Origin of the sequence: Streptomyces sp. NPDC020996, from assembly GCF_040641355.1 — a bacterium.
Lineage (GTDB): Bacteria > Actinomycetota > Actinomycetes > Streptomycetales > Streptomycetaceae > Streptomyces.
This window is the reverse complement of sequence record NZ_JBFADM010000078.1, coordinates 1-20,922: the sequence shown is the minus strand read 5'-3', so window position 1 is coordinate 20,922 and position 20,922 is coordinate 1. Positions and strand designations below refer to the sequence as shown.

General features: G+C 72.3%; 20 protein-coding genes. 17 read left to right on the top strand and 3 right to left on the bottom strand.

Translation table 11 applies throughout. From position 1 onward, the window contains the following. Positions 1-131: 131 nt before the first annotated feature. On the top strand, positions 132-644 hold the full coding sequence (locus AB0G63_RS34665) for an ATP-binding protein (protein ID WP_360758653.1): 513 nt from the start codon (positions 132-134) through the stop codon (positions 642-644). A gap of 3 nt (positions 645-647) precedes the next feature. Here the strand turns inward: AB0G63_RS34665 and idi are convergent, their stop codons facing one another. The 3 genes from idi to galE form a co-directional block, all read right to left on the bottom strand. Next, the gene (gene idi / locus AB0G63_RS34660; protein WP_360758631.1) at positions 648-1,241 is read right to left on the bottom strand and encodes an isopentenyl-diphosphate Delta-isomerase; all 594 of its coding nucleotides are present in this window, start codon (positions 1,239-1,241) and stop codon (positions 648-650) included. 1,057 nt (positions 1,242-2,298) lie between these two features. Beyond that, positions 2,299-3,234 carry a cation diffusion facilitator family transporter gene (locus tag AB0G63_RS34655; protein ID WP_360758629.1) on the bottom strand — a complete coding sequence of 312 codons (936 nt, stop codon included), beginning with the start codon at positions 3,232-3,234 and terminating at the stop codon, positions 2,299-2,301. A gap of 131 nt (positions 3,235-3,365) precedes the next feature. Then, positions 3,366-4,331, bottom strand: coding sequence for a UDP-glucose 4-epimerase GalE (galE, locus tag AB0G63_RS34650; RefSeq protein WP_360758627.1), 966 nt, complete (start codon positions 4,329-4,331; stop codon positions 3,366-3,368). Between the two features lie 279 nt (positions 4,332-4,610). Between galE and AB0G63_RS34645 the strand changes: the two genes are divergently transcribed. The 16 genes from AB0G63_RS34645 to AB0G63_RS34570 form a co-directional block, all read left to right on the top strand. Next, positions 4,611-6,458 carry a DUF5941 domain-containing protein gene (locus AB0G63_RS34645; protein WP_360758625.1) on the top strand — a complete coding sequence of 616 codons (1,848 nt, stop codon included), beginning with the start codon at positions 4,611-4,613 and terminating at the stop codon, positions 6,456-6,458. Then, positions 6,455-7,207, top strand: coding sequence for a phosphocholine cytidylyltransferase family protein (locus AB0G63_RS34640; RefSeq protein WP_360758623.1), 753 nt, complete (start codon positions 6,455-6,457; stop codon positions 7,205-7,207). Before AB0G63_RS34645 ends, AB0G63_RS34640 begins: the two co-directional genes overlap by 4 nt. Continuing rightward, entirely contained in the window at positions 7,195-8,256 is a 1,062-nt protein-coding gene (locus AB0G63_RS34635) for an iron-containing alcohol dehydrogenase family protein (RefSeq protein ID WP_360758621.1), read from the top strand. The genes AB0G63_RS34640 and AB0G63_RS34635 overlap by 13 nt, the downstream gene beginning before the upstream one ends. Further along, on the top strand, positions 8,234-9,013 hold the full coding sequence (locus AB0G63_RS34630) for a CDP-alcohol phosphatidyltransferase family protein (protein WP_351891940.1): 780 nt from the start codon (positions 8,234-8,236) through the stop codon (positions 9,011-9,013). The genes AB0G63_RS34635 and AB0G63_RS34630 overlap by 23 nt, the downstream gene beginning before the upstream one ends. Before the next feature lie 5 nt (positions 9,014-9,018). Next, positions 9,019-9,891: a glycosyltransferase gene (locus AB0G63_RS34625; protein WP_360758619.1), complete on the top strand. Its 873-nt coding sequence runs from the start codon at positions 9,019-9,021 to the stop codon at positions 9,889-9,891. 99 nt (positions 9,892-9,990) lie between these two features. Further along, positions 9,991-10,920: an ABC transporter permease gene (locus AB0G63_RS34620; RefSeq protein ID WP_360758617.1), complete on the top strand. Its 930-nt coding sequence runs from the start codon at positions 9,991-9,993 to the stop codon at positions 10,918-10,920. After that, entirely contained in the window at positions 10,913-11,728 is an 816-nt protein-coding gene (locus AB0G63_RS34615) for an ABC transporter ATP-binding protein (protein WP_360758615.1), read from the top strand. Before AB0G63_RS34620 ends, AB0G63_RS34615 begins: the two co-directional genes overlap by 8 nt. A 381-nt stretch (positions 11,729-12,109) precedes the next feature. Next, complete coding sequence (hpnC, locus tag AB0G63_RS34610) at positions 12,110-13,012, top strand: squalene synthase HpnC (RefSeq protein WP_360758613.1); 903 nt, start codon at positions 12,110-12,112, stop codon at positions 13,010-13,012. Continuing rightward, entirely contained in the window at positions 13,009-13,959 is a 951-nt protein-coding gene (gene hpnD, locus AB0G63_RS34605) for a presqualene diphosphate synthase HpnD (RefSeq protein WP_360758611.1), read from the top strand. The genes hpnC and hpnD overlap by 4 nt, the downstream gene beginning before the upstream one ends. Beyond that, complete coding sequence (locus tag AB0G63_RS34600) at positions 13,959-14,117, top strand: DUF6380 family protein (RefSeq protein ID WP_360758609.1); 159 nt, start codon at positions 13,959-13,961, stop codon at positions 14,115-14,117. Before hpnD ends, AB0G63_RS34600 begins: the two co-directional genes overlap by 1 nt. Continuing rightward, entirely contained in the window at positions 14,114-15,541 is a 1,428-nt protein-coding gene (gene hpnE, locus AB0G63_RS34595; RefSeq protein WP_360758607.1) for a hydroxysqualene dehydroxylase HpnE, read from the top strand. Before AB0G63_RS34600 ends, hpnE begins: the two co-directional genes overlap by 4 nt. Positions 15,542-15,609: 68 nt before the next feature. After that, the gene (locus AB0G63_RS34590; RefSeq protein WP_360758651.1) at positions 15,610-16,674 is read left to right on the top strand and encodes a polyprenyl synthetase family protein; all 1,065 of its coding nucleotides are present in this window, start codon (positions 15,610-15,612) and stop codon (positions 16,672-16,674) included. A 113-nt stretch (positions 16,675-16,787) separates the two neighbouring features. Continuing rightward, a complete protein-coding gene (shc, locus tag AB0G63_RS34585; protein WP_360758605.1) occupies positions 16,788-18,869 on the top strand; it encodes a squalene--hopene cyclase in 2,082 nt (693 codons plus the stop codon). Next, positions 18,869-19,561, top strand: a complete 693-nt coding sequence (locus AB0G63_RS34580) for a 1-hydroxy-2-methyl-2-butenyl 4-diphosphate reductase (RefSeq protein WP_360758603.1) — start codon at positions 18,869-18,871, stop codon at positions 19,559-19,561. Before shc ends, AB0G63_RS34580 begins: the two co-directional genes overlap by 1 nt. A 5-nt stretch (positions 19,562-19,566) precedes the next feature. After that, complete coding sequence (gene hpnH / locus AB0G63_RS34575; RefSeq protein ID WP_351892045.1) at positions 19,567-20,589, top strand: adenosyl-hopene transferase HpnH; 1,023 nt, start codon at positions 19,567-19,569, stop codon at positions 20,587-20,589. Positions 20,590-20,593: 4 nt separating this feature from the next. Then, positions 20,594-20,922 (top strand): flavodoxin-dependent (E)-4-hydroxy-3-methylbut-2-enyl-diphosphate synthase (locus AB0G63_RS34570; RefSeq protein ID WP_360758601.1); only part of this gene is annotated, 329 nt, incomplete at its 3' end.

Below are 20,922 nucleotides of genomic sequence, written 5' to 3'. Positions count from 1 at the left end.
GCCATGCCGTGCGGGAGCGGTCAGAAGCGTTCGATATCTGCTGACTTCTGGTCAGTCGTCCGAAGTGGAGTGTGTCGTTACCAACACTCGGACGCGTGGTGACAATCGAGGGCGAGGGTGGCGACCGGACGATGGACGACCACGTGCGCGGCTTCGGCCCGCGCCACCGCGACGGCACGCCGGAGTCCCTCGCGCCGCGGCCGCCCGGCGGCCCCATGCCGTACGAGGGCGTCTGGCGGTTCACCGCCCCCGCCGTCGAGGCGTCGGTCCCGCAGGCCCGGCACGCCGTGCGGGACCTGCTGCACCGCCAGGGCGTGCCCGCCTCCGACGACCTGGTGCAGGGCCTGCTGCTGATCGTCTCGGAACTGGTCACGAACGCCGTCAAACACGCGGCGCTGCTCTCGCCCGTGCTCGCCGTCGAGGTCGCCGTGGGCGCCGAGTGGATCCGGGTGTCCGTGGAGGACAACCACCCCTACCGGCCCACCGCCCTGGAGGCCGACCACGGCCGTACCGGCGGACGCGGGCTGCTGCTGGTGAGCGAGATCACCCGGGAGGCGGGCGGCGCGTGCGAGGTCGCGCACACCGCGAGCGGCGGCAAGGTGATCTGGGCCGCCCTGCCGCTCGAGCCGGTCCGGGTGCGCTGAGCGTCACCAGCCCGTCGACGGGTCCGTCAGTTCCCGGATCGCCGGACGGGCCGCGTCCAGCACCGTCATGAACCACGCCGAGAACGGGTCCGCGGCGTGCCGGCGGGCCAGCTCGGCCGGGCTCACGAAGGCGGTCGCGCCGACCTCCTCCGGATCCGGCCGCAGCGGGGCCTGCACCAGGCCGACGAACAGGTGGTTGTACTCCTGCTCCACCAGGCCCGACTCCGGGTCCGGGTGGTTGTAGCGCACCGTGCCCGCCTCGGCGAGCAGCGAGGGGGACACGCCCAGCTCCTCGTACGTCCGCCGGGCCGCCGCCGCGAACGGCGCCTCGCCGGGGTAGGGGTGACCGCAGCAGCTGTTGGACCACACGCCGGGGGAGTGGTACTTGCCGAGCGCCCGCTGCTGCAGCAGCAGCCGGCCCTGCTCGTCGAAGAGGAACACCGAGAACGCGCGGTGCAGCTGCCCCGGCGGCTGGTGGGCGGCGAGCTTCTCCGCGGTGCCGATCGTCACGCCGTCCTCGTCGACCAGTTCCAGCAAAATCGCCTCTGCGGTGCCGTTCGACGAACTGTGCGTCGCGGTGGCAGGTGTGATCGGCATACCCATCCTTCGCCTCGGTTCTCGCGCCCCCAAGTCTGCCGTACGCCTCCGGCACTCCCGGAACTCGGCGCGGCGCGCCCGCATGTCCCGCGGGCAGCGGCCACCACCGGCCGGACGCCCGGAGAGGGGCCCGATAGGTGATCGTGCCCGGCCCGGCCGCCGGGGAACCGTCCGGCACGCGGCGCCGCGAACCAGCCCGCCGGAACGGCCGCACCCCGCCCGGCCGGAACGGCCGCACCCGCCCGCGGGGTGTCCCGCGCCCCGCGTGACACCGCCCCGCCCCGGCGGCACACGCCTTCCGCGCCCCGCGCCCCGCGCGGCTGCGCGCCCCGTGTGGCACGAGCGGCTGCGCGCCTGCCTGGCACGAGCCGCTGCGCGCCTGCCTGGCACGTCGCCCCATTGGCCCCGGCACCCGTTGCACCTGCCCGCCGGTTTCCACGCCCGGATGCACCAGCCGCCGGTGCGGGCGCTGGACGCGGTCGGCGCCGAGGAACTGCTGGGCGCGGCGGCGCAGGACAGCTCCAGGCCGTGCGACGCCGAGTCCGCCGACCATGGCCCGCGTTCCGTGGTTCCGTGTGCCTTCGTGCTCCGCGCGCCCGCGTGGCACGCGGGGCTTCGTGCCTGGTGCCTCGTGCCTCTTGCTGTGCGGCGCCTCAGCGGCACGCCTCCCGTGCCCCGCGTGCGGCGGCGTCCCGCACCAGCTGTCTGCCCTTGCCGCAGCCGCCAGGCGCGCCCGCCTCCGGACCTCGTGCTGTGCGCCGCTCAGCGGCATTCACCCGTCCGCCGGGCGCCCCGCGCCTTGGCGTCGCAGCCCTCCTGGCACAGCCCCGCCGCAGCGGCCCGCCGACTTCGCGTCCCGCACCCCCGCGCCCCGCGTGGCACGCCGGCCCGTGTGCCCCACACGCACGCCTTCCCGGCACGCGCGCCTTCCCGGCACCGGCACGCGCGCCTTGCGCTGCGCGGCTTTCGCGCCCCCTCGCTTTCGGGGGAGCCCGGACTCAGTGACCCGGTTCCACCACAGTGGCCCGAAGCCGCACCCCAGTGGTGCGGCCCCGCTTCAGTAGCACAGCCGTGCCTCGTGTTCGGCGTGGCCGGTCGGCTCCAGCTGGAAGGTGCAGTGCTCCACATCGAAGTGGTCGCCGAGGCACTCCTGGAGCGCGTGGAGCAGCTTCTCGTGGCCGATCGCGCTCAGCGCGTCGGAGCGCACGACCACGTGCGCCGACAGCACCGGCAGGCCCGAGGTGATCGTCCAGGCGTGCAGGTCGTGGACGTCCTCGACGCCGTCCAGCGCCAGGATGTGCGACCGTACCTGTGCCATGTCGACGTCCTTGGGGGCCGCCTCCAGCAGCACGTCCAGGGTCTCGCGCAGCAGCTTCAGGGTCCGCGGCACGATCATCAGGCCGATGACGAGGGAGGCGATCGGGTCGGCGGCCTGCCAGCCCGTGCCCAGGATCACCAGCGCCGAGACGATCACCGCGAGCGAGCCCAGGGCGTCCGCCGCGACCTCCAGGAAGGCGCCGCGCACGTTCAGGCTGTCCCGCCGGCCGCGCATCAGCAGCGTCAGCGAGATCCCGTTGGCGACCAGGCCGACCGCGCCGAACGCGACGGTCAGCCCGCCCGCGGTGTCGGCCGGGGTGATGAACCGCTGGACGGCCTCGTACAGGACGTACCCGCCGACCCCGAGCAGCAGCAGGCAGTTGGCCAGCGCGGCGAGGATCTCGGCGCGGGCGTACCCGAAGGTGCGGTTGCCGGTCGCGGGCCGGCCGGCGATGTGCACCGCGAACAGCGCCATGCCCAGGCCCAGCCCGTCGGTCGCCATGTGCGCCGCGTCCGCGATCAGCGCGAGGGAGTCCGCGAGCACCCCGCCGACGATCTCGGCCACCATGACGGTGAGCGTGATCGCCAGCGCGACGCGCAGCCTGCCGCGGTACGCCCCCGTCGCCGTACCGGCCGCCGGTGCGTGCGTGTGACCGTGGTCGTGCCCAGCTCCCATGGAAGCGGCCCTCCTGTTTCGCGCCCGGTGCACAGTGAACTACGCGCGAGCGGCGCGGGGCAACGCGGCATTGAACACCGTTGTCATATCGCTGACCTGCGGAAACGATCCGCAGGTCAGCGCGTGTCCGGTCAGTGGGCGTGGTGCAGCAGCCAGCCTTGCCACGCCGATTCGACCATCTCCCGCACGCCCCGCCGGGCGCTCCAGCCCAGTTCCCCGGCGGCCCGCTCGGCGGAGGCGACCGCGCGCGGCGCGTCTCCGGGGCGGCGGGCCTCGACGACGGCGGGCCGGGTGTCGCCGGTCACCTCGCCGATGACCGTGACCAGTTCTCGCACCGAGACCCCCACACCGCGGCCGATGTTGACCGTCAGGTCGCCGCCGAGGTCCGCGAGCCTGCGCGCGGCGGCCAGGTGCGCCTCGGCCAGGTCGGCGACGTGGACGTAGTCGCGGATACAGGTGCCGTCCGGCGTCGGATGGTCGTCGCCGAAGATCCGCGGGGCGTCGTCACGGGTGAGCCGGTCGAAGACCATGGGGACTATGTTGAAGACGCCGGTGTCGGCCAGTTCCGGGGCGGCGGCGCCCGCGACGTTGAAATAGCGCAGACACACCGTCGAGATGCCGTGCGCCCGGCCCGCCGCCCGCACCAGCCACTCGCCGGCCAGCTTGGTCTCGCCGTACGGGTTCACCGGCGCGCACGGGGTGTCCTCCGTGATCAGGTCCACGTCCGGGCTGCCGTACACGGCCGCCGACGAGGAGAAGACGAACTTCCGGATCCCGGCCTCGGCGACCGCCTCCAGGAGCGTGCCGAGGCCGCCGACGTTCTCCTGGTAGTACCGCGCGGGCTGCGCCACGGACTCGGCGACCTGCTTGCGCGCGGCCAGGTGCACCACGCCGGTCACCTCGTGCTCCGCGAACACCTGCTTGAGCAGGCCGGCGTCCAGCGACGAGCCGCGCACGAGCGGGACGCCGGCGGGCAGCCGGCCGGCGACCCCCGCCGAGAGGTCGTCCAGCGCGAGCACGCGTTCCCCGGCGTCGCTCATGGATCGCGCCACATGGGCCCCGATGTATCCCGCTCCGCCTGTGATCAGCCACGTCATGGTCGTCCACCCTATGCCGACCGGACGAGCGGCAATCCGGTGCCTGAGATGTCCGGGTCTGTGGTGCGCGGTTTGTGGGCAGGGCCCGCGATCCCCGATGATGATCGCGGCAAAGGCCGGTGGAGGCGACGCTGATCGGCCCGTGAACGGGCGGTGAACGGCGCTGTCCGGGCATCCGATAACCTCTGCCGACATGCCGCCCGCCTGGTGCAGCCAAGGGGCGCCCCCATCGTGCACATGCCCGGCGCCACCGCGTCGGCACCCAGGGAGTGAGTTCGGTTGTCGACCGCCATCCTCACCGGTCAGCCGGTCCCCGGATCGTCGATCGAGGGTGATCTGCGGTCCCTCGGCTTCGACGTCCGGGTCGCCGCGGACGCCGCGGACGCCGAGACCCTCCTCGCCCAGGTGCCCGGAGACCGGCGTGTCGCGCTCGTCGACGCCCGCTTCGTCGGCCACCCGCACGCCCTGCGCCTCGGCCTCACCGACCCGCGCTTCGACCTCGCCGCGATCCCGGGCGCCGTCACCGCCAAGCCCGCCGCACGCCAGGCGCTGAGCCGCGCGGTCGCCCGGGAGAACTCCGCGGGCGGCGGCGCCGCCGTTGGGGGTGCCCCCGCGCGAGCGAAGTCGAGCGTGGGGGACGTGGACAGCCTCGCCGACCGCGTCGTCACCGTCCTGGCCGCCGACGGCGCCGACGTCCGCCGTCCCGACCTCGGCAGTCTCGTCGCCGTCGTCCCCGCCGACCCGCAGGCCCGCAACGAGGCACGGCAGGCCGTCGCCGCCGTCGACGACGAGGCCGTACGCCTGAAGTCGGCCGTGAAGGCCCGCGACGGCTTCTTCACCACGTTCTTCATCAGCCCCTACTCGCGCTACATCGCCCGCTGGTGCGCCCGCCGCGGCCTGACCCCCAACCAGGTCACCACCGCGTCCCTGCTCACCGCGCTGATCGCGGCGGGCTGCGCGGCCACCGGCACCCGCGGCGGCTTCATAGCGGCCGGCGTCCTGCTGATCGCCTCCTTCGTGCTGGACTGCACCGACGGCCAGCTCGCCCGCTACTCCCTGCAGTACTCCACGCTCGGCGCCTGGCTGGACGCCACCTTCGACCGGGCCAAGGAGTACGCCTACTACGCCGGCCTCGCGCTCGGCGCGGCCCGCGGCGGCGGCCACGACGATGTATGGGCCCTCGCCCTCGGCGCGATGATCCTGCAGACCTGCCGGCACGTCGTCGACTTCTCCTTCAACGAGGCCAACCACGACGCGACCGCCAACACCAGCCCCACCGCCGCCCTCTCCGACAAGCTGGACAGCGTCGGCTGGACGGTGTGGCTGCGGCGGATGATCGTCCTGCCGATCGGCGAGCGCTGGGCGATGATCGCCGTCCTCACGGCGGCCACCACGCCCCGGATCACCTTCTACGCCCTGCTCATCGGCTGCGCCTTCGCGGCGACGTACACCACGGCCGGGCGGGTGCTGCGCTCGCTGACCCGGAAGGCCGAGCGAAGCGACCGTGCCGCGCGGGCGCTGGCCGACCTGGCCGACACCGGCCCCCTCGTTCAGGCGCTCGCCCCGCTCATGCGCGGCAAGGGCCCCCACATCGCACCGCTCAGCGCCGCGGCGGGCGCCGTCCTGGTCGTCCTCGCCGCCTGGGCCTGGGGCCCGAGCTGGTGGGTCGTCCTGGCGGCCGGCGCCTACGTGCTGCTCTCCGCCGAGGCCGTCGCCCGCCGCCCCCTCAAGGGCGCCCTCGACTGGCTCGTCCCGCCGCTGTTCCGGGCCGCCGAATACGGCACCGTCCTGATCCTCGCGGCGAAGGCGGACGTGAACGGCGCCCTTCCCGCGGCTTTCGGGCTGGTGGCGGCCGTCGCCTACCATCACTACGACACGGTGTACCGCATCCGCGGGGACGCCGGAGCGCCCCCGGCCTGGCTGGTGCGGGCCGTCGGGGGACAGGAAGGACGGATCCTGCTCGTCGCCGTCCTGGCCGCGCTGCTCACCGCTTCGCAGTTCACGGTCGCGCTCGCGGTCCTCGCCGTGGCCGTGGCCCTGGTGGTGCTCTTCGAGAGCATCCGCTTCTGGGTCGCCGCCCACAAACGCGGCGCATCCGCAGTACACGACGAAGGAGAAACCGCATGATCGGCCTCGTGCTGGCGGCCGGCGCCGGACGGCGTCTGCGCCCCTACACCGACAGCCTGCCCAAGGCGCTGGTTCCGGTGGGGCCCGCCGGCATAGAGGGCGAACCCACGGTCCTGGACCTGACCCTCGGCAACTTCGCCGAGGTCGGCCTGACCGAGGCCGCGGTCATCGTCGGCTACCGCAAGGAGGCCGTCTACGAGCGCAAGGCTGCGCTGGAGGCCAAGTACGGCCTGAAGCTCACCCTCATCGACAACGACAAGGCCGAGGAGTGGAACAACGCCTACTCCCTGTGGTGCGGCCGTGACGCGCTCAAGGACGGCGTGATCCTCGCCAACGGCGACACCGTCCACCCCGTCTCCGTCGAGCAGACGCTGCTCGCCGCCCGCGGCGACGGCAAGAAGATCATCCTCGCCCTCGACACCGTGAAGTCGCTCGCGGACGAGGAGATGAAGGTCGTCGTCGACCCCGCGAAGGGCATGACGAAGATCACCAAGCTGATGGACCCGGCCGAGGCCACCGGCGAGTACATCGGCGTCACCCTGATCGAGGGCGACGCCGCCCCCGAGCTGGCCGACGCCCTGAAGACCGTCTGGGAGACCGACCCGCAGCAGTTCTACGAGCACGGCTACCAGGAACTCGTGAACCGGGGCTTCCGGATCGACGTGGCGCCGATCGGCGACGTCCAGTGGGTCGAGATCGACAACCACGACGATCTCGCCCGCGGACGGGAGATCGCGTGCCAGTACTGACCCGGCTCATTCCCTCGCCGCTCGTCGTGGACATCCGCCCCGGAGCCCTCGACGACCTCGCCGGCGTCCTCGCCGACGAGCGCATCTCGCAGTCGGGCCGGCTCGCCATCGCCGTCAGCGGCGGTTCGGGCGCCCGCCTGCGCGAGCGGGTCGCTCCCTCGCTGCCCGGCGCGACCTGGTACGAGGTCGGCGGCGGCACCCTCGACGACGCGGTCCGGCTGGCCGGCGACATAAAGGCCGGCCACTACGACGCGGTCGTCGGACTCGGCGGCGGCAAGATCATCGACTGCGCCAAGTTCGCCGCGGCGCGGGTCGGCCTGCCGCTGGTCGCCGTACCCACCAACCTCGCCCACGACGGCCTGTGCTCGCCGGTCGCCACGCTCGACAACGACGCCGGCCGCGGCTCCTACGGCGTGCCGAACCCGATCGGCGTGCTCATCGACCTGGACGTGATCCGCGAGGCCCCGGCCCGCTTCGTCCGGGCCGGCATCGGGGATGCGATCAGCAACATCAACGCCATCGCGGACTGGGAGCTCGCGGCCCGGGTCAAGGGCGAGCGCATCGACGGCCTCGCCGCCGCCATGGCCCGTCAGGCCGGGGAGGCGGTGCTCCGGCACCCGGGCGGCATCGGGGACGGCGACTTCCTCCAGGTGCTGGCCGAGGCGCTGGTCCTCACCGGCGTCTCGATGTCCGTCTCCGGCGACTCCCGCCCCGCCTCGGGCTCCTGCCACGAGATCAACCACGCCTTCGACCTGCTGTTCCCCAGGCGTGCGGCCAGCCACGGCGAGCAGTGCGGCCTCGGCGCCGCCTTCGCGATGTATCTGCGCGGAGCCCACGAGGAAGCGGCCTACATGGCGGAGGTGCTGCGCCGGCACGGGCTGCCGGTGCTGCCGGAGGAGATCGGCTTCACGGTGGAGGAGTTCGTCCGCGCCGTGGAGTTCGCCCCCGAGACCCGGCCCGGCCGCTACACGATCCTCGAACACCTCGACCTGAAAACCGACCAGATCAAGGACACCTACGCCGACTATGTCAAGGCCATCGGTAGCTGAACTCAGACCGGTCGTCCACCCCGCGGGGGTGAAGGACCGGCGCAGCGGTGAGCACTGGATGGGGCGCCTCTACATGCGCGAGGTGTCCCTACGGGTCGACCGCTACCTGGTCAACACCAGGGTCACGCCCAACCAGCTCACGTATCTGATGACCGTCTGCGGCGTCCTCGCGGCCCCGGCCCTGCTGGTGCCGGGGATACCCGGCGCCGTGCTCGGCGTCGTCATGGTGCAGCTGTACCTGCTGCTCGACTGCGTGGACGGCGAGGTCGCCCGCTGGAAGCAGCAGTTCTCCCTCGGCGGCGTCTACCTGGACCGGGTCGGCGCCTACCTCACCGACGCCGCGGTGCTGGTCGGGTTCGGGCTGCGCGCCGCCGACCTGTGGGGCGGCGGCCGGATCGACTGGCTGTGGGCCTTCCTCGGCACCCTGGCGGCGCTCGGCGCGATCCTGATCAAGGCCGAGACCGACCTCGTCGGCGTCGCCCGCCACCAGGGCGGGCTGCCGCCGGTGAAGGAGGCCGCCGCCGAGATGCGCTCCTCCGGCATGGCCCTGGCCCGCAGGGCAGCCGCCGCGCTGAAGTTCCACCGGCTGATCCTCGGCATCGAGGCGTCCCTGCTGATCCTGGTCCTGGCGATAGCCGACCAGATGCGCGGCGACCTGTTCTGGTCCCGTCTCGGCGTCGCCGTGCTGGCCGGCATCGCGCTGCTGCAGACCCTGCTGCACCTGGTGTCCATCCTCGCCTCCAGCAGGCTCAGGTGAGCGGCATGAAGGTGGGCGCGGTCATCATCACCATGGGCAACCGCCCCGAGGAGCTGCGCGCCCTGCTCGACTCGATCGCCAAGCAGGAGGGCGACCCCGTCGAGGTCGTCGTGGTCGGCAACGGCTCGCCCGTGCCCGAGGTCCCCGAGGGCGTCCGCACCGTCGAGCTGCCCGAGAACCTCGGCATCCCCGGCGGCCGCAACGTCGGCATCGAGGCCTTCGGGCCCGGCGGCCGCGACGTCGACATCCTGCTCTTCCTCGACGACGACGGCCTGCTCGCCCACCACGACACGGCCGAGCTGTGCCGCCGGGCCTTCGCCGCCGACCCGAAGCTCGGCATCGTCAGCTTCCGCATCGCCGACCCCGACACCGGCGTCACCCAGCGCCGGCACGTCCCGCGGCTGCGCGCCTCCGACCCGATGCGCTCCTCCCGGGTCACCACCTTCCTCGGCGGCGCCAACGCCGTCCGCACGAAGGTCTTCGCCGACGTCGGCGGCCTGCCGGACGAATTCTTCTACGCCCACGAGGAAACCGATCTGGCATGGCGGGCCCTCGACGCGGGCTGGATGATCGACTACCGGTCCGACATGGTGCTGTACCACCCGACGACCGCGCCCTCGCGGCACGCCGTCTACCACCGCATGGTCGCCCGCAACCGCGTGTGGCTGGCCCGCCGCAATCTGCCCGCGCTCCTCGTCCCCGTCTACCTCGGGGTGTGGCTGCTGCTCACCCTCCTGCGCCGTCCCTCGCGGCCCGCGCTGAAGGCGTGGTTCGGCGGTTTCCGGGAGGGCTGGACCACCCCGTGCGGTCCCCGTCGGCCCATGAGGTGGCGTACGGTGTGGCGGCTGACCCGACTGGGCCGGCCTCCCGTGATCTGACAAGCTCGTTCCCGCGAGCGGCCGGGCCCCGACCGGGTCCCCGGCTCGACCCCCTGCCCGCACAGGCTGCGCAATCCCGGAGACGAAAGTTATTCACCAGTGAGTGAGACAACACACGACGCCCTGGTCGCGGTGAGCGCGCCCCCGTCGCCCGACGCGGGCCTCACGGCGGCACAGCTCGCCGCCAAGTACGGGCTCACCGTGAGCGGCGCCCGGCCCTCCCTGGTCGAGTACGTCCGCCGGCTGTGGGACCGGCGCCACTTCATCCTCGCCTTCTCGCGGGCGAAGCTGACCGCCCAGTACAGCCAGGCGAAGCTCGGCCAGCTGTGGCAGGTGGCGACCCCGCTGCTGAACGCGGCCGTGTACTTCTTCATCTTCGGCATGATCCTCAAGGCCAACCGGGGCCTGCCGCGCGAGGTGTACATCCCCTTCCTGGTCACCGGCGTGTTCGTGTTCACCTTCACGCAGAGCTCCGTGATGGCGGGCGTGCGGGCGATCTCCGGCAACCTCGGGCTGGTCCGCGCGCTGCACTTCCCGCGCGCCTCCCTGCCGATCTCCTTCGCGCTGCAGCAGCTCCAGCAGCTGCTGTTCTCGATGATCGTGCTGTTCGCCGTCGCCGCCGCCTTCGGCAGCTACCCGGACCTGTCCTGGCTGCTGATCGTCCCGGCGCTCACCCTGCAGTTCCTGTTCAACACCGGCCTCGCGCTGATCTTCGCCCGGGCCGGCGCCAAGACCCCCGACCTGGCGCAGCTCATGCCGTTCGTGATGCGCACCTGGATGTACGCGTCCGGCGTCATGTTCTCCATCCCGATCATGCTGGCCGACAAGCCGCAGTGGGTGGCGAACGTCCTGCAGTGGAACCCGGCCGCGATCTACATGGACCTGATGCGCTTCGCCCTCATCGAGGGCTACGGCGCCGAGAACCTCCCCGACCACGTGTGGGCGGTCGCCGGCGGATGGGCCGCGCTGATCGCCGTCGGCGGTTTCGTGTACTTCTGGAAGGCGGAGGAGAGGTACGGCCGTGGCTGAGCCGAGGACCGAGACGGAGCCGGAGCAGTCCGACCGGGGCGAGCGGATCCCCACCGTCATCGCCGACGAGCTGCACATCGTCTACCGCGTCAACGGCGCCAAGTCCGGCAAGGGCAGCGCCACCGCCGCCCTCAGCCGGATCCTCAGGCGGGGCTCCGACGACGCGGCGCGCGGCGTGCGCAAGGTGCACGCGGTCAAGGGCGTCTCGTTCGTCGCCTACAAGGGTGAGGCGATCGGCCTGATCGGCTCCAACGGCTCCGGCAAGTCGACCCTGCTGCGCGCCATCGCCGGCCTGCTCCCGGCGGAGAAGGGCCGCGTCTACACCAACGGCCAGCCCTCCCTGCTCGGCGTCAACGCGGCGCTGATGAACGACCTGACCGGCGAGCGCAACGTCATCCTGGGCGGTCTCGCGATGGGCATGTCCCGCGAGGAGATCAAGGAGCGCTACCAGCAGATCGTCGACTTCTCCGGCATCAACGAGAAGGGCGACTTCATCACCCTGCCGATGCGCACCTACTCCTCCGGCATGGCGGCCCGGCTGCGCTTCTCCATCGCCGCCGCCAAGGACCACGACGTCCTGATGATCGACGAGGCCCTGGCCACCGGCGACCGCAAGTTCCAGAAGCGGTCCGAGCAGCGCATCCGCGAGCTGCGCAAGGAAGCCGGCACGGTGTTTCTGGTCAGTCACAACAACAAGTCGATCCGCGACACCTGCAACCGCGTCCTGTGGCTGGAACGGGGCGAGCTGCGCATGGACGGACCCACGGACGAGGTCCTCAAGGAGTACGAGAAGTTCACCGGCAAATAGGGCATCCGGGCCTCGCCCTGATGGCCCGGAACGCTTTCCCGGGCCCCGTCGCAACCTTGGCGGCGGGGCCCCGCGTCTGCAAAGGAAACGTCAACTCGGGCCAGTTGTAGGAATCTTGACGTCAATCGGTGTGTTGTTGTGATGTGCAGGACACCCCAGGGATCACCGCTGCGCTGTACAACGTAAGCTGTAACGGTCTCGAAAGGCGGCAAGTAGGGCGATAACGCGCCATACCCTCCACCGGGACGGCCGTACGGAGGGCCGGGCGGCGTGTCCGAAATAGTGCGTATCGGGTCGGCAGTGTAGAACGGGAGATGTGACGGCAATGGCTACGGAGACTCCCCGGCTGAACGCAGCGTGTGCCGTCCCGGGCAGCCGGCGGTGACGGGAACCGACACGTCGCACACCGGTGATCCGGAGCGCGGCACGCTCGACAAGGCCGCGGCCGAGAACTTCCCCGTGGCGCCGTTCTTCCTGCCCAGGGCCTGGCGCACCGACCTCATGGCCGTGTACGGTTTCGCCCGCCTCGTCGACGACATCGGCGACGGCGACCTCGCCCCCGGCGGCGCCGACGCCCGGCTGCTCGGCGTGCAGCCCGCGGAGGCCGAGGACCGGCTGCTGCTCCTGGACGCCTTCGAGGCCGACCTGCGCCGCGTCTTCGACGGCACGCCCCGCCACCCCCTGCTGCGCCGCCTGCAACCCACGGTGCGCCGCCACGCGCTGACCCCCGAGCCCTTCCTCGGCCTGATCGCCGCCAACCGCCAGGACCAGCTCGTCACCCGCTACGAGACCTACGACGACCTCCTCGCCTACTGCGAGCTGTCGGCCAACCCGGTCGGCCGCCTGGTCCTGTCCGTCACCGGCACCTCGACGCCCGAGCGCATCCGTCTGTCGGACGCGATCTGCACCGCACTGCAGATCGTCGAACACCTGCAGGACGTCGCCGAGGACCTCGGACGGGACCGCGTCTACCTGCCCGCCGAGGACATGAAACGTTTCCACGTCCAGGAGGCGGACCTCGCCACCCCCGTCGCGAGCGCATCGGTGCGCGCGCTGGTCGCATACGAAGCGGAACGCGCCCTCTTTCTCCTGAATGAAGGCGCCCCTCTGGTGGGTAGCGTCCACGGCAGGTTGAAGTTGCTGCTCGCAGGGTTCGTGGCGGGAGGAAGGGCGGCGGTCCACGCGATCGCCGCCGCCGGATATGACGTACTTCCCGGCCCGCCCAAGCCCGGCAAGATCCGGTTGCTGCGTGAGGTGGGCGTGACTCTGCGAGGAGAGGGGTGATCCGGACCGTGGAGTTCGAACCACACGTGTCCGCACCGGTACTCGCCGCCTACCGCTACTGCGAGGCCGTCACCGGACAGCAGGCCCGCAACTTCGCCTACGGCATCAGACTGCTGCCGGCGCCCAAGCGCCGTGCCATGTCCGCGCTGTACGCGTTCTCGCGGCGCGTCGACGACATCGGCGACGGCGAACTGGCGGACGAGGTCAAGGTGGCGCGGCTGGAGGACACCCGGGCCACGCTGGCCCGGGTGCGCGAGGGCGGTATCGCCGAGGACGACACCGACCCGGTCGCGGTCGCCCTCGCCCATGCCGCCGGCGCCTTCCCGATCCCGCTCGGCGGCCTGGACGAGCTGATCGACGGCGTCCTGATGGACGTACGCGGCGAGACCTACGAGACCTGGGACGACCTGAAGGTGTACTGCCGCTGCGTCGCGGGCGCCATTGGGCGCCTCTCGCTCGGCGTGTTCGGCACGGAACCGGGGGCGCGCGGCGCCGAACGCGCGCCCGAGTACGCCGACACGCTCGGCCTCGCGCTCCAGCTCACCAACATCCTCCGGGACGTACGCGAGGACGCCGAGGGCGGACGGACCTATCTGCCCGCCGACGACCTCGCGAAATTCGGGTGCGCGGCCGGCTTCGGCGGGCCGAAACCACCGGACGGCTCCGACTTCGCGGGCCTCGTGCACTTCGAAGTGCGACGGGCCCGCACGCTTTTCGCCGAGGGCTACCGTCTGCTGCCCATGCTCGACCGGCGCAGCGGCGCCTGTGTCGCCGCCATGGCCGGCATCTACCGCCGCCTGCTCGACCGGATCGAGCGCGAGCCCGAGGCCGTGCTGCGCGGCCGGGTCTCGCTGCCGGGGCGGGAGAAGGCGTACGTGGCCGTCCGGGGTCTGTCCGGCCTGGACACCCGGCAGGTGAGCCGGAGGACCGTCAGGAGGCGCGCCTGATGCACAGGCCGGTGCACGGTGATTCCGCCGGTGAGAACGGTGGAAACGATGAAAGACGGCACGCAACCCTCCGGGAGGCGACCGCGTCCCTGACGGTGCCGGTGTGCCGTGACCCGTTCCACCACCGCGGCGGCCGCGCAGGGGAGGACGCACGATGACCCACGGCACGCGGTCCGACGAGCCGCTCGCGAACCCCGCCCGGCGCACCGGCGGGGACGCCGTCGTGGTCGGCGGCGGACTCGCCGGCATCACCGCCGCCCTCGCGCTCGCCGACGCCGGAGTGCGCGTCACCCTGCTGGAGGGCCGGCCCCGGCTGGGCGGGCTCGCCTTCTCCTTCCAGCGCGGCGACCTCACCGTCGACAACGGACAGCACGTGTACCTGCGCTGCTGCACCGCCTACCGGTGGTTCCTCGACCGCATCGAGGCCACCGCGCTGGCGCCGCTGCAGAACCGCCTCGACGTGCCGGTGGTCGACGTGGGCCGGCCCGAGGGGCGGCGGCTGGGCAGGCTGCGGCGCGACCCGCTGCCGGTTCCGCTGCACCTGGGGCGCAGCCTGGCGACGTACCCGCACCTCTCGCTCGCCGAGCGGGCCAGGGTGGGCCGCGCCGCGCTCGCGCTCAAGCGGCTCGACCTCGCCGATCCGGCGCTGGACGACCAGGACTTCGGCAGCTGGCTGGCCGCGCACGGCCAGTCCGCGCGCGCCGTCGAGGCGCTGTGGGACCTGGTCGGGGTCGCCACCCTCAACGCGGTCGCGGGCGACGCCTCGCTGGGGCTCGCCGCGATGGTCTTCAAGACCGGTCTGCTGTCCGACCCGGGCGCGGCCGACATCGGCTGGGCGCGCGTCCCGCTGGGCGAACTGCACGACCGGCTGGCCCGCAAGGCGCTCGAGTCCGCGGGCGTGCGTACCGAGGTCCGTACCCGCGTCACCTCCGTCTCCCGCGACGACACCGGGCGCTGGAGCGTCGAGGTGCCGGGCGAGACGCTCACGGCCGACGCCGTCGTGCTCGCCGTGGCCCAGCGCGAGGCCCACGACCTGCTGCCCGCCGGCGCCCTCGACGCCCCGGAGCGGCTGCTGCGGATCGGCACGGCGCCCATCCTCAACGTCCACGTCGTCTACGACCGCAAGGTGCTCGCCCGGCCCTTCTTCGCGGCCCTCGGCACCCCGGTGCAGTGGGTCTTCGACCGCACCGACGCCGGCGGGCTGCGCTCGGGGCAGTACCTCGCGCTGTCCCAGTCGGCCGCGCACGACGACATCGACGCGCCCGTCGCCGCGCTGCGCGAGCGCTACCTCCCCGAGCTGGAACGGCTGCTGCCCGGCGCGCGCGGCGCCGAGGTGAGGGACTTCTTCGTGACCAGGGAGCGCACGGCGACGTTCGCCCCGACCCCCGGCGTCGGACGGCTCAGGCCCGGCGCCCGTACCAAGGCCCCCGGCCTCTACCTGGCCGGAGCGTGGACCGCCACAGGGTGGCCCGCGACCATGGAGAGTGCGGTCCGCAGCGGCGTGAACGCGGCGGACGCCGCGCTGAGCGCCCTGGGCCGGCCCCGCCCCCGTCACCTCTTCGACGTCGAGGAGGCGGCGTGACGCTCGATCAGCAGGCGGCAGGCCCCCGCACTCCCGGCACCGCAACAAGAGGAGAGACTGTGCCCACTGTGCCCCCGGCCTCGACGGCCGCTCGAGAGACCGCGGTGGACGTGACCGCGCTCCTGGAGCGCGGCCGGACCCTGGCCACACCGGTACTGCGGGCGGCCGTCAACCGCCTGGCCCCTCCCATGGACACCGTTTCCGCCTACCACTTCGGCTGGATCGACGCCGAGGGCAATCCCGCGGACGGCGACGGCGGCAAGGCCGTCCGCCCCGCCCTCGCGGTGCTCTCGGCCGAGGTCACCGGGGCCGCCCCCGAGACCGGCGTCCCCGGCGCGGTCGCGGTCGAACTGGTCCACAACTTCTCGCTGCTGCACGACGACCTGATGGACGGCGACGAACAGCGCCGCCACCGCGACACCGTCTGGAAGGTGCACGGCCCCGCCCAGGCGATCCTCGTCGGCGACGCCCTGTTCGCCCTGGCCAACGAGATACTGCTGGAACTCGGCACGGTCGAGGCCGGCCGCGCCACCCGCCGTCTGACCAGCGCGACCCGCGCCCTGATCGACGGTCAGGCGCAGGACATCTCCTACGAGCACCGCGACCGCGTCAGCGTCGAGGAGTGCCTGGAGATGGAGGGCAACAAGACCGGCGCCCTGCTCGCCTGCGCCTCCTCGATCGGCGCCGTCCTCGGCGGCGCGGACGACCGCACCGCCGACACCCTGGAGAAGTACGGCTACCACCTGGGCCTGGCCTTCCAGGCCGTCGACGACCTCCTCGGCATCTGGGGCGACCCGGTCTCCACCGGCAAGCAGACCTGGAGCGACCTGCGCCAGCGCAAGAAGTCCCTGCCGGTCGTGGCCGCCCTCGCGGCCGGCGGTCCCGCCTCCGAGCGGCTCGGCGAGATCCTCGCCGCGGACGCCAAGAGCAGCGACTTCGCGAACTTCTCGGAGGAGGAGTTCGCGGCCCGCGCCGCTCTCATCGAGGAGGCCGGCGGCCGTGAGTGGACCGCCGAGGAGGCGCGCCGGCAGCACACCGTGGCGGTCGAGGCCCTCGACGCCATCGACATGCCCGACCGGGTACGGGCCGCCTTCACGGCGCTCGCCGACTTCGTCGTCGTACGGAAGAGATGATCATTATCGGTCGAATAACCCTCGCGTAGTCGCCGGCCGGTGCCGAGCTCGAGGCACCGTCCGACGGCGGACCCACAGCAGCACGACTCGCACGACTGCACGAAGGGGAAGCCATGACAGCGACGACCGACGGAAGCACCGGGGCGCTGCCGCCCCGCGCTGCCGCGGCCAGCGAAACCGACAGTACCGACCCCGTGGCGGCGGGGGTCCGAGACGCCGCCGTGCGCGCCGTGGGGCGCGCCACCGGATTCCTGCTGTCGCGGCAGGACGCCCAGGGCTGGTGGAAGGGCGACCTCGAGACGAACGTCACGATGGACGCCGAGGACCTGCTCCTGCGCCAGTTCCTGGGCATCCGCGACGAGGCCACGACCCACGCCGCCGCGCTGTTCATCCGCGGCGAGCAGCGCGCGGACGGCACCTGGGCCACCTTCTACGGCGGACCCGGCGAACTCTCCGCCACCATCGAGGCGTACGTCGCCCTGCGACTGGCCGGCGACGCGCCCGACGCGCCGCACATGGCGAGGGCCTCGGCGTGGATCCGCGAACAGGGCGGGATCGCCGCCGCGCGGGTCTTCACCCGGATCTGGCTCGCGCTGTTCGGCTGGTGGAAGTGGGAGGACCTGCCCGAACTCCCGCCCGAACTGCTCTACTTCCCGAAGTGGTTCCCGCTCAACATCTACAACTTCGGTTGCTGGGCGCGGCAGACCATCGTGCCGCTCACCGTCGTCTCCGCGAAGCGCCCGGTGCGTCCGGCGCCGTTCCCGCTGGACGAACTGCACACCGACCCCGACCACCCCAACCCCGTCAAGCCCCTTGCCCCCGTGACGAGTTGGGACGGCCTGTTCCAGCGGCTCGACAAGGTGGTGCGCGGCTACCGGCCGGTCGCGGTGCGCCGGCTGCGCCGGGCCGCCATGAACAGCGCCGCCCGCTGGATCATCGAACGCCAGGAGAACGACGGCTGCTGGGGCGGCATCCAGCCGCCCGCCGTGTACTCGGTCATCGCCCTGTACCTGCTCGGCTACGACCTCGAGCACCCGGTGATGCGGGCCGGCCTGGAGTCCCTCGACCGGTACGCCGTCTGGCGTGAGGACGGCGCCCGGATGATCGAGGCCTGCCAGTCGCCGGTGTGGGACACCTGCCTGGCCACCATCGCGCTCGCCGACGCCGGAGTGCCCGCCGACCACCCGCAACTGGTCAAGGCCGCCGACTGGATGCTGGGCGAGCAGATCGTGCGGCCCGGCGACTGGTCCGTACGCAGGCCCCAACTGCCGCCCGGCGGATGGGCGTTCGAGTTCCACAACGACAACTACCCGGACATCGACGACACCGCCGAGGTGGTCCTCGCGCTGCGCCGGGTCCGGCACCACGACCCGGAGCGGGTCGAGAAGGCGATCGGGCGCGGGGTGCGCTGGAACCTCGGCATGCAGTCGAGGAACGGGGCGTGGGGCGCCTTCGACGTCGACAACACCAGCCGGTTCCCCAACCGGCTGCCGTTCTGCGACTTCGGCGAGGTCATCGACCCGCCGTCCGCCGACGTCACCGCGCACGTCGTCGAGATGCTCGCGGCCGAGGGCCTGGCCCACGACCCGCGCACCCGGCGCGGCATCGAGTGGCTGCTGGCCGAACAGGAGCCGGACGGCTCGTGGTTCGGGCGTTGGGGCGTCAACTACCTCTACGGGACCGGGTCCGTGGTCCCCGCGCTCACGGCCGCCGGCCTGCCCGGCTCGCACCCGGCGATCCGGCGGGCGGTGGCCTGGCTGGAGTCGGTGCAGAACGACGACGGAGGCTGGGGCGAGGACCTGCGCTCCTACCGGGACGCCGGGGAGTGGAGCGGCCGCGGGGCCTCCACCGCGTCGCAGACGGCGTGGGCGCTGATGGCCCTGCTGGCGGCGGGGGAGCGGGACTCCCAGGCCGTCGAGCGCGGCGTGCGGTGGCTCGCGGCCACGCAGCGCGAGGACGGTTCGTGGGACGAGCCGTACTTCACCGGCACCGGCTTCCCGTGGGACTTCTCCATCAACTACCACCTCTACCGGCAGGTCTTCCCGCTGACCGCGCTCGGCCGGTACGTCCACGGAGAGCCGTTCGCCGAGAAGGCCCTGACCGGGCAGTCACTGGCCGCGCAGCCCTTGGCCGAGCGGCCCCTGGTCGAGAAGCTGCTCGCCGAGAAACCCCTCGCCGAGGCCGAGGGGGGCTGATGAGCGCCCGTCCCGCCCCGGCACCGCTGCTGATCGCGTGCGCGCTCGGCATCGAGCACCTCGCCCTGCGCACCGGCGACCGCGGAGCACGGCGGGAGGGCCCGAGGCGTCCCGGAACCGAACCGGACGGGTACGGCGGCGCCGGCGGGCCGGTCACCGTGCTGCGTACCGGCATGGGTCCCAAGGCGGCCGAACGGTCGGTCGTCCGGGTGCTCGCCGACCCGGTGCTCGCCGACGCCGCCGTCCTGGCCACCGGCTTCTGCGCGGGCCTCGCCCCCGGCATGCACCCCGGCGACCTGGTCGTCGCCGAGGAGACCAGGGACCCGCGCGGCAACGTGCCGTGCGTCGGCACCGAGCTGCTGGTGAAGGAGCTGGTGCGGGCCGTGCCCGGCCGTACCGTCCACACCGGACCGCTCACCGGCTCCGACCACGTGGTCCGCGGCCCGGAGCGGTCGCAGCTGCTGGCGACCGGCGCGATCGCGGTCGACATGGAGTCGGCGGCCACACTGCTGAGCGCGGTGCGCGTGGGCGAGCGCCCGGTTGCGGCCGTGCGGGTGGTGGTGGACGCTCCAGAACATGAACTCGTCCGGATCGGCACACTGCGCGGTGGAATATCGGCTTTCCGCGTGCTCCGTTCCGTTCTTCCGGCTTTCTTCGAATGGCACCGTTCCTTGCTGCTCCCCAGGAGGTGAGCCAGATGGCCATGCCACTGCGTCAGTCCATCAAGGTCGCTACTTACTTGGCAGAACAGAAGCTCCGCAAGCGCGACAAGTTCCCGCTGATCGTGGAGCTGGAGCCGCTCTTCGCGTGCAACCTGAAATGCGAGGGATGCGGCAAGATCCAGCATCCGGCCGGGGTGCTCAAGCAGCGCATGCCGGTCGCGCAGGCCGTGGGAGCGGTGCTGGAGTCCGGGGCGCCGATGGTGTCCATCGCGGGCGGCGAGCCCCTGATGCACCCTCACATCGACGAGATCGTAAGGCAGTTGGTGGCCAAGCGGAAGTACGTCTTCCTGTGCACCAACGCGATGCTGCTGCGCAAGAAGATGGACAAGTTCAAGCCCTCGCCCTACTTCGCGTTCGCCGTGCACATCGACGGGCTGCGCGAGCGCCACGACGAGTCCGTCGCCAAGGAGGGCGTGTTCGACGAGGCGGTGGAGGCCATCAAGGAGGCCAAACGGCGCGGCTTCCGGGTGACCACCAACTCGACCTTCTTCAACACCGACACCCCGCAGACCATCATCGAGGTGCTCAACTTCCTCAACGACGACCTGAAGGTCGACGAGATGATGATCTCGCCCGCCTACGCCTACGAGAAGGCCCCCGACCAGGAGCACTTCCTGGGTGTGGAGCAGACCCGCGAGCTGTTCAGGAAGGCCTTCGCGGGCGGCAACCGGCTGCGCTGGCGGCTCAACCACTCGCCGCTGTTCCTGGACTTCCTCGAGGGCAAGGTCGACTTCCCCTGCACGGCCTGGGCGATCCCGAACTACTCGCTGTTCGGCTGGCAGCGCCCCTGCTATCTGATGAGCGACGGGTACGTGCCGACGTACCGCGAGCTCATCGAGGACACCGACTGGGACAAGTACGGCCGCGGCAAGGACCCGCGCTGCGCCAACTGCATGGCGCACTGCGGCTACGAGCCCACCGCCGTCCTCGCCACCATGGGGTCCCTGAAGGAGTCCTTGCGCGCGATGCGCGAGACCGTCTCCGGAAACCGGGAGTGACCCGATGACCGCCGTCTCCCTGGGCGTGCCCGAGGTGCCGGCCCGGCCGGTCGCCGAGCGGCGCGCGTCGCGGCGGATCCAGGTGGGGCCGGTGGCGGTCGGGGGCGGGGCCCCGGTGTCGGTGCAGTCGATGACGACGACGCGTACCTCCGACATCGGTGCCACGCTCCAGCAGATCGCGGAGCTGACGGCGTCGGGGTGCCAGATCGTGCGGGTGGCGTGTCCGACGCAGGACGACGCGGACGCGCTGGCGACGATCGCGCGGAAGTCGCAGATCCCGGTGATCGCGGACATCCACTTCCAGCCGAAGTACGTGTTCGCGGCGATCGAGGC